Here is a 14,664-nt window from a genome sequence, read left to right as displayed (position 1 = left end):
TATCTCTCTCCTTTACTGAACTTCTGACAGTTGGCGAACATCGATGAATTTACCAGCAATTGCTGCCGCTGCCGCCATAGCTGGACTACAAAGGTGTGTACGTGCTCCAAAACCTTGGCGCCCTTCAAAGTTACGATTACTTGTTGAGGCACAATGAACGCCTTCTGGCACATGGTCTGGGTTCATTCCAAGACACATTGAACAACCAGGCTCACGCCATTCAAAACCAGCATCCGTGAAAATTTTATCAAGCCCTAGTCGCTCTGCTTCTTTCTTAACAGGACGAGAACCAGGAACAACAATAGCTGTCAGATTTGGTGAAATATGTTTGCCTTTAACAATCTTAGCTGCTAATTCAAGGTCTGATAAACGCGCATTGGTACAAGAACCAATGAAAACATAACCCAAATCAATATCTTCAGCTTTATCACCAGGCTTAATGTCCATATAATGATAAGCACGTTCATCATTCATGTCTTTGATTTCTGGGAATGGCTTGCCAAATTCAACACCCATTTCAGGGTTTGTTCCCCAAGTCACCATTGGTGCCAATTCTGAAACATCAATGGTAATAACTTTATCATATTCGGCATCAGGGTCAGAAACCAATGTTTTCCAATCTTCGACCGCTTGCTCGAATTTATCACCTTTAGGCGCCGCTTCACGACCTTTAACGTAATCAAAGGTCTTTTGGTCTGGATTCATCAAGCCCATTTTTGCTCCAAATTCAATCGACATGTTTGCAATGGTCATGCGTTCGTCCATTGAGAGAGCATCAATGGCTTCACCACAATACTCAACTGCATAGCCTACACCAGCATCAACACCATATTGAGCAATCAAAGTAAGGATAAAGTCTTTTGAATAAACACCTTTTTGTGGTTTACCGACAAATTCAACTTTCATTTTCTTCGGTTTTACTTGCCAAATGCACTGTGTTGCAAAAACGTGCTCCACTTCAGATGTTCCAATACCAAAGGCAATTGCCCCAAAAGCACCGTGAGTTGCCGTATGGCTGTCTCCGCAGACAACAAATTTACCAGGTTGACTACGTCCTGTTTCTGGACCTACCATATGAACAATCCCTTGGCGTTCTGTTCCATGTGTTGCCGCATCAATACCAAAGTCTTTAACATTTCGAGCAAGGGTATCAATTTGATTTTTTGACACCAAGTCGCGAATATTTAAAATATCTACCGTTGGAACATTGTGGTCAGTCGTTCCAAATGTTAAATCTGGGCGACGTACTTTACGACCTGCATCTCTAAGTCCTTGGAATGCCTGCGGACTTGTTACTTCATGAATATAATGCTGGTCAACATACATAAGCTGTGGTTTGCCTTCTTCACCAGTAATCACATGGCGTTCCCAAAGCTTATCAAAAATCGATTTTCCGCTCATTTCATCCTCCAAATTCTTCTCACTATTTCATTTTCTAGTTAGCTACTATTTCCAAATGACGATATACCAGTATAAAACTGCAATATCAATCACCATTCCCAAATACCAACAAGCTTTAAAGTACCATTTCAAAGTTTTATGATGAAAGATTTTTCCACCAAGAAAAGAACCGATTCCACCAAATAAGATACTTTCTAAAAGCAATGTTTTCTCTGGAATTCGCCAATGTCCATGCTCTGCTTTCTTTTTATCCATACCATAAGTCAGAAAGGTCAAAACATTCCACAAAACGAAAATGAGAAGTGCTAATTCTTTTAAAGTCATAGATTTGCAATAATAGCTGCGGTCATTTCAGCTGTTGAAGCTTTACCGCCTAAATCACGTGTTAAAATGCCTTGATTAAATGTCTTATCAACCGCATTTTCAATGAGGTCTGCGCCAGCTACTTCACCGAAACTTTCACGCAACATCATGGCAACAGATAAAATCATGCTGACAGGATTGGCAATGCCTTGTCCAGCAATATCTGGAGCTGAACCGTGAATCGGCTCATAAAGGCTTGGTCCATTTTCTGAATGGCTAGCTGATGGCATAACACCAAGTGTGCCTGGAAGCACGCTTGATTCATCAGACAAAATATCACCAAAAAGATTTTCCGTAACCACAACGTCAAAGCGTGATGGATTTGTAATCATAATCATGGCTGCGCTATCCACCAATTGATGTTCCAACGTGACATCTGGAAAATCTAAGGCTACTTCTTCAGCAACTTTACGCCATAATTTTGAAGTTGCCAAGACATTTTGTTTATCAATGCTTGTCACTTTTTTGCCGCGAAGTCGTGCCAATTCAAATGCCTTGCGAATAATACGGCGGATTTCCTGCGCTGAATAGTCATTGATATCACGTGCTGATTCATCTTGTAACTGATGTTCACCAAAATAGATACCTCCTGTTAACTCACGGACAACAACAAAGTCAACTCCTTCAATCCCTTCAGGTTTCAAAGGCGATAAGTGTTTCAAAGCATCAAAGATACGAACAGGTCTGATATTTGCGAACAAATTTAATTCCTTACGAATGGCAAGCAAGCCTTGTTCTGGACGAACAGTAGTGTTATCATACTTTGGACCACCAATGGCAGCTAATAAAATCGCATCGGCTGATTTTGCCGCATCCAAAGTTTCTTTTGGTAGTGGATGACCACTGGCATCAATTCCTGCGCCACCAAAAGGTTTTGCACCAATGTCATAATCAAAATTAATTTTTGAAGCCACAGCTTCAAGGACTTCTAAGCCCGCTGCCATAATTTCTGGACCAATACCATCACCAGCAAGTGTAACAATTTTTTTCGTCATAATGAGATACCGCAAGCAACATCGTCGCTTCTCTATAAATTCCTTTCTTGTTAATTAGTTGGCACATCACGGAATGAAACGGCTTTGCCAATTTCACCAGCATTTTCTTTTTGAACAAAAGCATTCGCATTGACATAAGCAATAGCACCTGCTTTAAGCACGTCAAAATCAATACCAGATGCGTTGAAAATTGTTCCTGTATCACCATTTTCAATTGAAACTGACACACGCGCTTGTGAATCAATACCGTCTGTTACAGCATCCATTGTGTAGCTGAGAAGGCGGACAGTTTGATTGAAAAATTTATCGACAGCGTTATAGATAGCTTCAACAGAACCTTTTCCATTTGCAATAACTTCAACTTCTTCACCGTCAGCGTTTACCATAAACACTTCAGCTGTCACCGTATCATCAGCATTTGATGTTAATTTCAAATCGCCAAAGTGGAAGCCTTCTGGATTTTCAATTTCTGTTCCAGCAACCAAAGCTCTGATATCAGCGTCTGTAATTTCATGTTTCTTATCAGCCAATTTTTTAAATTTACCAAATAGCGTTGCAATTTCTGATTCTTCGAAAGCAAGTTCGAGTTCTTTCAATTTTTCAATGAAAGCATGACGACCTGAAAGTTTACCAAGCGGAAGCGAGTTGTGTTTGACACCGACAAGCTCTGGCGTGATAATTTCATAAGTGAGTGGATTTTTAAGCACACCATCTTGGTGAATACCAGATTCGTGTGAGAAGGCATTTCCACCAACCACAGCTTTGTTCTTAGGAATTGAAATTCCTGAGAAGCGTGAAATCAATTCAGACGTATTGACCGTTTCGTTAAGGACAATATCAGATGTCGCTTGATAATAATCTTTACGGATATTAAGAGCTACTGCAATCTCTTCAAGTGCCACATTTCCAGCACGTTCACCAATACCATTGACTGTCCCTTCAACGCGTCCAGCACCATTTTTGATAGCTGCCAAAGTGTTGGCTGTCGCCATTCCAAGGTCATCATGACAATGTGGACTGAAGATAATCTCGCGGTCTGATTTTGTATTTTCAATCAAATATTTGAAGATGTTACCATATTCCTCTGGCGTTGTAAAACCAACCGTATCAGGAATATTGATGTAAGTTGCGCCAGCATCAACCGCTGTCTGAACAACTTGGAGAAGATAATCAAGTTCTGTACGGGTTGCATCTTCTGGAGAAAATTCGACCACATCAAATTTACTGCGTGCATAAGTCACATGTTCTTTGATAATATCAAGAATTTCTTCTTTTGTTTTTTTCAATTTATATTCACGATGAATAGGACTTGTTGCAATGAACACGTGACATTGTGGGTATTTAGCATCTTTCAATGCTTCATAACAAGCATCAATATCTGATTTCACAGAACGTGCTAAACCTGACACCGCAGTTGTTGTCATTACTGCTGAAATTTGACGAACCGCTTCAAATGAATCAGGACTAGCTGCTGGAAAACCAGCTTCAATTGAAGCAATACCCCATTTTTCAAGCTGTTTGGCAATTGCTACTTTTTCTTTGATTGAAAAATTAACGCCTGGCGTTTGTTCACCATCACGAAGAGTGGTATCAAGGAATCCAACTTTACGCATAGTAACCTCTTTCTAATATTAACAAAAGCATTAAGATAAAAATAAAAACATCTCACGGACAAGCGAGATGTTTTTATCCCGCTTGGTAAGCCAAACAGGACTAATGCTTTCATGCACTAGCCCTCATTACGCAATAGCAAGACTGTCATATTTGCGAATGTCATTGACTTAATTCCCTTCGATGTTTTTCGTTTTTTACATAATACTCTTTTCTAGAATAAAAGTCAACAGAATAATCAAAATAAAATAAATTTTCTGAATAATTTCTGAGATTTTTACAAAATAGTTGATAACTTAGCTGAAAAAGAGACTTTTTTCTGTTGATTTGTTAGAAAAAGACACCAAACTTAGCTCAGTGTCTTTTTCTATTCACTACAAATCATTCTAAAATAGTTGCGATTTTAGTGTTGATAAGATCGATAGCGACAACGTTTGATGATCCTTCTGGGATGATAATGTCTGCATAACGTTTTGTTGATTCGATGAATTGGTGGTACATTGGCTTAACAACTGATGTGTATTGGTCAATAACGCTGTCAAGGCTACGTCCACGTTCTTCCATATCACGTTTGATACGGCGAATAATACGGATATCGTCATCGGTATCAACAAATAATTTAATATCCATTAAATCACGGAGGCGCTTATCTTCAAGAACCAAGATTCCTTCGACAATAAAAACATCTTGTGGTTCTTGGCGATATGTTTTTTCGCTACGCGTATGTTGTGTGTAATCATAAATTGGAATGTCAACAGAACGCCCTGCAATGAGTTCATTGATGTGTTCAATCATCAAATCCGTATCAAAAGCAAGTGGGTGGTCATAATTTGTTGACACGCGTTCTTCAAACGTCAGATGACTTTGGTCTTTATAGTAAGAATCATGTTGAATCATCGCAATCTTTTGGTCTTTAAAATTCGCCAAAATAGCCTTTGAAACACTGGTTTTTCCACCACCAGAGCCACCAGTCACACCAATAATAATAGGTTTTTTACGCATTTATTACTCCAAATCAAAAATATTTCTTATCTATTCTACTACATTTTTACCATTTTTTAAATACTGAAAACTCTTACTTATTCACGAAATAAAAAAGATTCTCTTTCTATGTTATAATAGGTGAAGATTACAAACATAGAAAAGGAAAATTATGATTTCACAATTTCCACAAGTCTGGCAAGAGCAGTTAGCTAGTCTGAAATTTAGCGAGCTAACAGCTATTCAAAAACAAATTTTCGAGCCTATTTCACAAGGTGATAATGTCCTTGGTGTCAGCCCAACTGGTACAGGTAAGACACTAGCTTATCTTTTCTCAACACTTTTAAACGTGACACCAAAAAAATCACAACAATTATTGATTTTAGCACCAAATACCGAACTAGCAGGGCAAATTTTTGAGGTAACTAAAACATGGGCTGAGCCTCTAAATCTTACAGCACAGCTATTCATTTCTGGTTCTAGTCAAAAACGTCAAATCGAACGTTTGAAAAAAGGTCCAGAAATTCTTATCGGAACACCTGGGCGTGTTTTCGAGTTAGTCAAGCTCAAAAAAATCAAAATGATGAACGTTGACACAATCGTTTTGGATGAATTTGATGAATTGCTAGGTGACTCTCAATATCATTTTGTTGAAAATATCATCAACCGTGTTCCACGTGACCACCAAATGGTTTACATGAGTGCAACCAATAAAGTTGATGCTGACGCACTCGCTGAAAATACGTTGACGATTGATTTGTCTGACCAAAAGCTGGAACAAATCGCTCATTATTACATTACCGTCGATAAACGTGACCGCCTTGAATTACTCCGCAAATTTTCAAATATTCCAGAATTTCGTGGTTTGGTCTTTTTCAACAGTCTTTCAGATTTAGGAGCTGCTGAAGAACGTCTCCAATTTAATCGTGTTTCTGCTGTTTCTTTGGCGTCTGATATTAATGTCAAATTCCGTAAAGTCATTCTTGAAAAATTCAAAAATCATGACATTTCACTACTGTTGGCAACTGATTTAGTTGCCCGTGGGATTGATATTGAAAATCTCGAATACGTTATCAATTTTGACCTTGCTCGTGATAAAGAAGTCTATACTCATCGTACAGGAAGAACTGGACGTATGGGAAAAGCTGGCGTTGTTATTACTTTCATTACGCACAAAGAAGAATTGAAAAAACTAAAAAAATACGCTCAAGTCTCAGAAGTTTATCTTAAAAATCAAGAACTTCATTTGAAAAAATAAGCGTTCAATACACTCAAAAAGCACACCCGATTAAGAATTTTCTCTTTCAGATGTGCTTTTTGTTAGAGGAAGGGATGACTAAACTTAAATTTATTAGTCTTTAGGACTTTTCTTCGTTTCCAGATACCTGCTGTTAGTGTCACTAAAGCAAAGTCGAGAGCAAGAAGATAATTTTGTATAACGTTTGACGTTTGAGGGAGCTCGTCGGTCGCTTTTGAACTTGCCAAAGGTTTAGCAGGAGTTGAAGCTTTAACTTCTTTATGAACGGTTACGACCCCTAGGGCAGCTACCTCTCCTCCTTTCTCGTTTTCACTAACCTGCGGTCCCACTTTCGGTGGTGTTTCTGGTTTGATAATCTCTTCAGGAATGAGAGATTCTTCTTTTAGAACATCAGTGTCCTCGATAATTTCTTGACCGTCTAGAGCTTTTTCTGTCACTTCAGTAACCACTTCACTAGAAACACTTGCTGCAGATGTTTCAACATCTTGTGCTATTTCTTCAGCAACTTCACTCGAAACACCACTATTTTGCGCATTAGCCACATTACCAACAGCAGTCGCTTCTGATGTAGCAGCTGGGCTAGAAAGTTCTTCTGATACTGTCTTCTGCGTTTTAGAAGCTAATGCCACTTCATCTGCTGTTGCACTGTGCTTTCAACACTACTTGCTTCAGTCGTCGATTCTACTGATGCCGCTTGAGCAAAATCAGCTGTGCTTGAACTTTCTGTTGCCTGCACCACTTGCTCAATATTAGAAGCAGGGTCTGTTTGACTTACTCCCGCTGCTTTTGACAACTCATCAGCCGAAACACGACCTGTACCTACTGCAAAAAAGACAGCTCCTACGAGGACTGAAACCAGTCCGACCTTGTACTTCCTAAAAGAGAATCTCTTTTTCTTATTCATAATAAACCTCCCAAAATGGTTATTTTATATTGACGGCTCGTCAATATAAAAAACATTAAAACACAAGTTTTTTAAAGAACAATATTTTTTCTGAAAATTCTTTTATTCTTACCATGTTTTATAATTATAGGTATATATATAAAAAATATTTATAGTCAGATTTATTGACAAATAATGTTATAAATACTAGGGATTACCTTATTTATAATTATTAGTTAAAATTGTATTTTTATTAAAAAGGCATCAAAAAAAGTACCCGCTAGGAGTCTTTTTCACCGAATAAATAGTTTTGTAAGAATATGACCTTATTTTAGATTGTTAATCACTCGTTCCAAACGTGAGATAGCTTCAACAGACAGAGCTAGTTTAGGATTGTTTTGATTAAAGGTGGCAATGAATCGTCTTTCATAATCCAAAAAATAGCATTAATTGGCTCCTCGATATGGTCAACACGATTTGGCGTTGCAAAACGTGATTTTACGGTACGTCCGTTCCCATTACGAATATCCTCGGTCATCAATTTTTTACGACCATTATCATCTAACGTCACACCACAATTTTGAACAGTCACGAAAAAGTCTTGCTCTGGGTGTCCCGTTGGATAATCGTTGGTCTTATCAAAATAAGACGGTTCTAGCGCAATGGATGAGCCATCTTTTTCGGAAATAATAAAGGCATCGTCATGTAACACTTTGATATCGTATTTTCCATTATGCTTAACATGAATCAACGTTGATTTTCATGAACCAGACAAGCCAAAGAAAGAGGCAACATAATCATTTTTTCCTCTTTTCCTTGGTAAATTTTCAAACCACCGTGGCAAGAAACATAGCCATTGCGCGCAGCTGTTCCCCAAGCCAACATTAATGTCGCTTTTTTCAATTCTCCAAAATAATTCATACCTAAAATAGACACACAATTGTGATTCGTGTCAAAATAAGCTAAACCATCTGGATAATCTGGATGAGACCATTTAGGATCAAAAAAGACAAAAATATCATCTTCATCTTACCGTTTAGAAACTTTTAAACGATTTTTAAATTCTTCATCTAAAATCTGAAAATTAAGCAACCATGAATAGAGATTGTTGATTTCTTCCTCAGGCACCATCAAATGTGCACGCACCATAAACTCTTCATCCAAACCAACAATAGCATCTGCTTTATAGAATTTGCGACTATGGGCTTGATAAACCGCACTTCGCACAATGGATAACAAGCGCTCATCTTCATCTGAATCCAAGCCATAAATACGACGTGCCTTAGCTGTTCTACCAACCACAGCTCCCGAATTTGTCAATAAAACTCGAGCATAGGACGGCAAGCCAAGTTCCTTCGTATGAATGATAGGCATGTCCAAAATCACTGTACCAGCAGCATTCGATGCCAATTGATAAGCCTCTTCTAAAGTCTTAATTGAAAAGACCTGATTCTCATAAAATGCTGTTTCGACAATAGTTTTTAATGCAGAAAAATATGGACTTGCTTTACGCATTTCTAAAGTTGAAAATTGATTACGTGTTACCGTTTTCTACCTCCTATTGTATGGTTACCCTTATTTTATCGTAATTAAATACGCTTTTATAATCAAAAGTGTAAAACCATTGCAAAAAAGAAAAAATTTATAAAAATTTTCATGAAGAACACAATTTGTAACCATATTTTTAAACTAAAAAAAGGGCTCATTGTCAACTGTAGTGGGTGACTTATCACTAACATCTAGAGAGAATCAGATTGGTTCTCTCTATTTTGATGTTCAAAGCGATGAGAATTTTAGTTTTAAAGTTTTTGAAGTTTCGAAAGCCGAAAGCTTGACGCTTAATGTCCTTGATGAGTTTGTTAGTGGCTTCTAGCTTAGCGTTAGAATAAGGGAGCTCCAGGGCGTTTGCAATGTAGGATTTGTATTTCTTGAAGGTCTTAAAGACAGTGGTAAATACAGGATTGACAAAGGGAAGGTTGTCGTCAATCAGCGCCATAAAATGGTCGGTATTCTTCTCTTGAAAATGGAATAATAAGAGTTGATACAGCTCATAGTAATAACGGAATTCGTCCGATAAATCTAGAATTTTCTTAACAATTTCTTTTGGAGTCAAGGTTTGGCTAAAGGTTCGTAAATAAAAGCGTTTATCAGAAAGTTTGCGACTGTCTTTCTGGAGTATTTTCCAGTGATTTTTCATAGCTCGATAAGGGAGAGACTTTTTATCAAAGCTCTTCATGATGGTAATTCGAGTGCTCATCATAGCTCTGCCAAGGTGTTGGACAATATGGAAGCGGTCGAGCACGATTTTGGCTTTAGGAAATAGCTGTTTCAGGATTGGAATATAAGACCCAGACATGTCCACAGCAACGACTTTAACCGCCTCACGAACAGCTCTAGGATAGCGATAAAAGTAGTTTTTGATGGTGGTTTGTCGGTTGTTTTCAAGGAGAGTGACAATTTTTCTGGTTTCAAAATCTTGAGCAATGAAAGCTAGTTATCCCTTGTTTCGAGAAAATTCATCTACTGATAGAACCTCAGGAAGACGAGTAAAGTCTTCCTTGAAGGTGAAAGCTTCCAGCTGACGTTGGACAAGAGATACTGAAAGGTGGAGTCTCTTAGCGATGGCAGTATTAGTTAACTTTTCGGTATGGTATTGTGTGATTTTCTGGCGGACAGGCTTTGAGATTTGGCAATGTTTCTTGACTAAGCTAGTCTCAGAAACCGTCACACGACGACAGCCCTTACATTGAAAGCGTCGCTTCTTGAGTTTGAGAGCCGTTGGTATGCCTTGGACGTCAAGGATTGGGATGGTAGAGGCTCGTTGAAAGTCATACTTGCTCATCTGACTTTTGCAGTGAGGGCAGAGTGGAGGCTGATAGTCTAGGCTAGCCTCAATCGTGATGTGGGTATCAGCCTTAAAAACCGTCTTGATTTTAATATTTTTATCTTTTAATCCGATGAGTTCTGTGGTATTCTTAAGTTGTTCCATAAGGTGTTCCTAATGATGGTTTAGTCGCTTTTCATTATAAGTCTTATGGGGCTTTTTTGATACACTGAAAAAGCTCCATAATCTCTGTGGGGGATTTACCCACTACAGAAATTATAGAGCCAAAAAAAGTCAGAACAGGACCGTTCTAACCTTCATCAAGAATTATTTTGCAATATCAAATACTGTAGATTTAACAGTAGTCATTGCTTCAATAGAGTATTTCAAACCTTGTATTCCAGCACCAGATTTCTTAGCACCAAGGAATGGGAAGTTATCTGTACCACGTTGTGTTTTGTTGTTGATGTGAACAGTACCCACTTCAAGTTGTTCAGCAATCTTGAATGCTAATGGGAAGTTATTTGTAAATACTGCTGCTTGAAGACCGTATTCAGATTTATTTGAAATTTCGACAGCTTCTTCTACTGAATTAACACGGATAACTGGAAGGACTGGACCAAATGGTTCTTCCCAAGCCAAACGCATATCAGTTGTTACATTGTCAAACAATACTGGACTAATAAGGTTACCTTCACGTTTGAATGAAATAACTTCTTTAGCACCTTTGTCTTGAGCGTCTTTGATAAGACCTTCAACATAGTCAGCAGCTTTTGTATCGATAAGCGGAGTAATATCAGCATCATCTTCAGGCATACCAACAGTCAAATCTTTAACAAGTTCTGAAACTTTGGCAACCAATTTATCTGCAACGCTATCCATAACAAGGACACGTTTAACGGCTGTACAACGTTGACCTGAGTAACCGTAAGCACCAGCAACGATGTTTTTAGCAGCCAAGTCAAGGTCAGCATCTTCAAGAACGATAGCTGAGTCTTTACCACCAAGTTCAAGCATAATTGGACGCATACCAGCCAATTTACCGATGTGTTCACCTACTGGTGTAGAACCTGTGAAGTTGATGTAGTTAACAGCTTTGTGTTCAGCGATGTAGTCACCGATTACTGAACCACGTCCTGTAATTGTGTTGAATACACCAGCTGGAAGTCCAGCTTCAGCGAAAGCTTCAGCCAAAAGAAGACCTGAAATAGAACCTTGCGTAGGTGGTTTAAGGGCAACAACATTCCCTGAAATAAGGGCAGGAGCAATCTTAGAACCTGCAAGGTTAATTGGATAGTTAAATGGTGAGATAGCAAGTACCAATCCTACTGGTTCGCGACGAACAATAGCGATTTTCTTCTTGCTTGCTGCTTCAAAGCTTCCACCTTCAAGGACTTCACCTTCAAGACGGATACCTTCTTCAGCAGCATAATTAATGATTTCAGCTGTACGGATAACTTCACCTACTGCTGATTTGTAACCTTTAGCAATTTCTTTTGAAAGTACAGCACCGATTTTTTCAGCATCACGCACTAAAATATCCGCTGCTTTATGAAGGTAAGCTGCACGTTCTACGTATGAAAGCGCACGCCATTCTTTTTGAGCGGCTTTTGCAGAAGCATAAACGTAATCAACTTCTTCATGGCTCATTGCAGGTACAGAACCGAGTTCTTCACCTGTGGCAGGAGCATAAATTTTAATTTCTTCTTTAGAAAGTTTCCACTCTCCATTGACATAGTTTTTATATTGTTTAGTCAAGCTATATCTCCTTTTAAATGTATAATTCCATTTTATCACTTTTTCTACTTTTTTCAATATTTTAACACGAAAAAAATTCAGAAAATTAAGACAAAAACTTTGCAATATCAAATTTTCATATTAATAAATTTATTGAATAAAGTTTTTCGTGGTAAAATACGAATTTCATCTGTATTGTACAATTTAGAGTACACTCCAAGTCAAGGATTTTGTTTTAAACATAAATTCTCCAGTGAATATTCTATTCATAAGCCTTTAAAAATCAGTAGTCCCGACAAAAGCTGATTTTTCAGCTATTAGCTAAACTAAAGTGACAGGAAAACCACTACATATCTATCCGTAAAATTAAGAAAGAGTTCGGAGAAAATAGTCCAAACTCTTTCTGATAATATTAAACACAATTAATCGAAATCAACGTATTCTTTGCTAAGCTCAAGAACTTCTTCCATCGTTGAGCATTCTGTAAGAGCGCGATTTGCATATTCTTGCATTTTAGATGTATCAAGTTTCTTCATAAGGCTACGTGTACGAAGAATTGATGTAGCTGACATAGAGAACTCATCAAGTCCCATTCCTACAAGAAGCGGAACAGCTTTCTGGTCACCAGCCATTTCACCACACATACCAGCCCATTTACCTTCAGCGTGTGCTGCTTTGATAACATTATTAATCAAACGAAGGATAGATGGGTTATATGGTTGGTAAAGGTATGAAACTTGTTCGTTCATACGGTCAGCGGCCATAGTGTATTGAATAAGGTCGTTTGTACCAATTGAGAAGAAGTCAACTTCTTTTGCAAATTGGTCAGCAAGCATAGCTGCTGCTGGGATTTCAATCATGATACCTACTTGGATATCATCTGCCACTGCAACACCTTCAGCTTTAAGGTTAGCTTTTTCTTCATCAAAGATTGCTTTAGCAGCACGGAATTCTTTAAGAAGTGCAACCATTGGGAACATAATACGAAGTTGTCCGTGAACAGATGCACGAAGAAGTGCACGAATTTGTGTGCGGAACATTGCATTTCCTGTTTCTGAGATAGAAATACGAAGTGCACGGAATCCAAGGAATGGGTTCATTTCTTTTGGAAGGTCAAAGTATGGAAGGTCTTTATCCCCACCGATATCCATAGTACGAACCACAACTGGTTTACCACTCATGCCTTCAAGAACAGCCTTGTATGCTTCATATTGTTCATCTTCAGTTGGGAAATCTTGTGAATCCATATACAAGAATTCAGTACGATAAAGACCAACTGCTTCTGCACCATTAGCATTAACACCTTCAACGTCTTTAGGTGTTCCGATGTTAGCTGCCAATTCGAAGTGTTTACCATCAGCTGTTACTGTTTCAGCGTCTTTAAGAAGAGCCCATTCAGCTTTTTGTTTAGCGTATGCTTCACCAGCTGCTTTAAATTCAGCAATTTCTTCTTCTGTTGGGTTGATAATCACGTCACCTGTGATACCATTTACTGCTACGATGTCACCATCTTTAACACGACTTGTGATATTGTTTGTTCCAAGAACAGCCGGGATTTCAAGAGTACGTGCCATGATAGCTGAGTGACTTGTACGTCCACCAATGTCAGTAACAAAGGCTTTTACAAATTGTTTGTTTAATTGAGCAGTATCAGATGGTGTCAAGTCGTGTGCAATAACAATTGATTCTTCATCAATAGTTGCAGGATTTGGAAGTTTAACACCGATAAGGTGTGCCAATACACGTTTTGAAACGTCACGGATATCCGCTGCACGTTCTTGCATGTATGGGTTATCTTCCATTCCTTCAAAGATAGTGATAAACATATCAGTCACTTCTTTAAGACCTGCTTCTGCATTCGTTTGTTTTGCACGGATAGTTTCTTTGATTTGGCTGATCATTTCTGGGTCAGAAAGAACCATCAAGTGTGCATCAAACACGGCAGCTGCTTCTTCACCTAGTGTTTCTACTGCTTTCTCACGAATAACAGAAAGCTCGTCTTGTGATGCTTTTAATGCGGCATCTAGGCGAGCTTCTTCTGCACTTGTATCTTCAACTGTAACAGTTTCAAATGACAAATCCGGTTGAACGAGTAGATACGCTTTAGCAACAGCAACACCATCAGATGCGGCAATTCCTTTAAGCATTTCTGTCATTTTATTAAGCCAATCCTTCTTTAGTCATTGTTTCTTCGATTGCTGCAAGTGCGTCGTCTGCGTCTGCACCTTCAGCAGAGATAGTAACGTCAGCACCTTGACCAACACCAAGGCTCATAACACCCATGATAGATTTAAGATTTACAGCTTTACCTTTGTACTCAAGAGTGATGTCTGAAGCAAATTTGCTAGCTGTTTGAACAAGCAAAGTAGCTGGACGTGCGTGAATGCCTGTTTCTGCAATAATGTGAAAATCTTTTGAAGCCATGTTATGGTTCTCCTTTTTATTTGTATTTTTTCGAATTATCATATGATAACCCTTACAAGACATGATTATAGCATATTCCTATTTTTATTTCAATACTTACACGTTTTTGTGCGCGCTTTCTTTTCTGATATTTCTTTTGATTTTGCTTATTTGCAACACCTACTAAAAAACTGATTTAGAGGCATTT

11 protein-coding genes and 2 pseudogenes are annotated in these 14,664 nt (G+C 38.3%); 1 reads left to right on the top strand and 12 read right to left on the bottom strand.

The features are described from left to right. Window positions 1-12: 12 nt before the first annotated feature. The 5 genes from leuC to udk form a co-directional block, all read right to left on the bottom strand. Window positions 13-1,401, bottom strand: a complete 1,389-nt coding sequence (gene leuC / locus SMA_RS03645) for a 3-isopropylmalate dehydratase large subunit (RefSeq protein WP_014294277.1) — start codon at window positions 1,399-1,401, stop codon at window positions 13-15. A gap of 45 nt (window positions 1,402-1,446) precedes the next feature. Further along, window positions 1,447-1,725, bottom strand: coding sequence for a DUF1294 domain-containing protein (locus SMA_RS03640; RefSeq protein ID WP_014294276.1), 279 nt, complete (start codon window positions 1,723-1,725; stop codon window positions 1,447-1,449). Beyond that, complete coding sequence (leuB, locus tag SMA_RS03635) at window positions 1,722-2,759, bottom strand: 3-isopropylmalate dehydrogenase (protein WP_014294275.1); 1,038 nt, start codon at window positions 2,757-2,759, stop codon at window positions 1,722-1,724. Before leuB ends, SMA_RS03640 begins: the two co-directional genes overlap by 4 nt. A 50-nt stretch (window positions 2,760-2,809) precedes the next feature. Then, on the bottom strand, window positions 2,810-4,372 hold the full coding sequence (locus tag SMA_RS03630) for a 2-isopropylmalate synthase (protein WP_014294274.1): 1,563 nt from the start codon (window positions 4,370-4,372) through the stop codon (window positions 2,810-2,812). Window positions 4,373-4,751: 379 nt separating this feature from the next. Then, a complete protein-coding gene (udk, locus tag SMA_RS03625; RefSeq protein WP_014294273.1) occupies window positions 4,752-5,372 on the bottom strand; it encodes a uridine kinase in 621 nt (206 codons plus the stop codon). Window positions 5,373-5,523: 151 nt separating this feature from the next. On the opposite strand from udk, the gene SMA_RS03620 reads away from it, so the two are divergent. Continuing rightward, window positions 5,524-6,609 (top strand): DEAD/DEAH box helicase, encoded by a 1,086-nt coding sequence (locus SMA_RS03620; RefSeq protein ID WP_014294272.1) that lies wholly within the window; start codon window positions 5,524-5,526, stop codon window positions 6,607-6,609. A gap of 62 nt (window positions 6,610-6,671) precedes the next feature. Here SMA_RS03620 and SMA_RS11960 read toward each other — a convergent pair whose 3' ends face one another. The 7 genes and pseudogenes from SMA_RS11960 to SMA_RS03585 form a co-directional block, all read right to left on the bottom strand. After that, the gene (locus tag SMA_RS11960) at window positions 6,672-7,238 is read right to left on the bottom strand and encodes a hypothetical protein (protein ID WP_014294271.1); all 567 of its coding nucleotides are present in this window, start codon (window positions 7,236-7,238) and stop codon (window positions 6,672-6,674) included. Further along, a complete protein-coding gene (locus tag SMA_RS11955) occupies window positions 7,229-7,513 on the bottom strand; it encodes a YSIRK-type signal peptide-containing protein (RefSeq protein WP_014294270.1) in 285 nt (94 codons plus the stop codon). Before SMA_RS11955 ends, SMA_RS11960 begins: the two co-directional genes overlap by 10 nt. A 376-nt stretch (window positions 7,514-7,889) precedes the next feature. After that, window positions 7,890-9,007: pseudogene (locus SMA_RS03605) on the bottom strand (phosphoenolpyruvate carboxykinase (ATP)); the annotation flags it as partial. Between the two features lie 217 nt (window positions 9,008-9,224). Further along, a pseudogene (locus SMA_RS03600) lies at window positions 9,225-10,481 on the bottom strand (ISL3 family transposase). 162 nt (window positions 10,482-10,643) lie between these two features. Then, complete coding sequence (locus SMA_RS03595; protein WP_014294265.1) at window positions 10,644-12,074, bottom strand: NADP-dependent glyceraldehyde-3-phosphate dehydrogenase; 1,431 nt, start codon at window positions 12,072-12,074, stop codon at window positions 10,644-10,646. Between the two features lie 401 nt (window positions 12,075-12,475). Further along, window positions 12,476-14,209: a phosphoenolpyruvate--protein phosphotransferase gene (gene ptsP / locus SMA_RS03590; protein WP_014294264.1), complete on the bottom strand. Its 1,734-nt coding sequence runs from the start codon at window positions 14,207-14,209 to the stop codon at window positions 12,476-12,478. Window positions 14,210-14,213: 4 nt separating this feature from the next. Then, on the bottom strand, window positions 14,214-14,477 hold the full coding sequence (locus SMA_RS03585) for a phosphocarrier protein HPr (RefSeq protein ID WP_014294263.1): 264 nt from the start codon (window positions 14,475-14,477) through the stop codon (window positions 14,214-14,216). Window positions 14,478-14,664: the final 187 nt, after the last annotated feature.

It is taken from the genome of Streptococcus macedonicus ACA-DC 198 (assembly GCA_000283635.1).
Taxonomy (GTDB): Bacteria; Bacillota; Bacilli; order Lactobacillales; family Streptococcaceae; genus Streptococcus; species Streptococcus macedonicus.
Note: the sequence above shows the minus strand (reverse complement) of the source record. Positions and strands in the feature narration are given on the sequence as shown.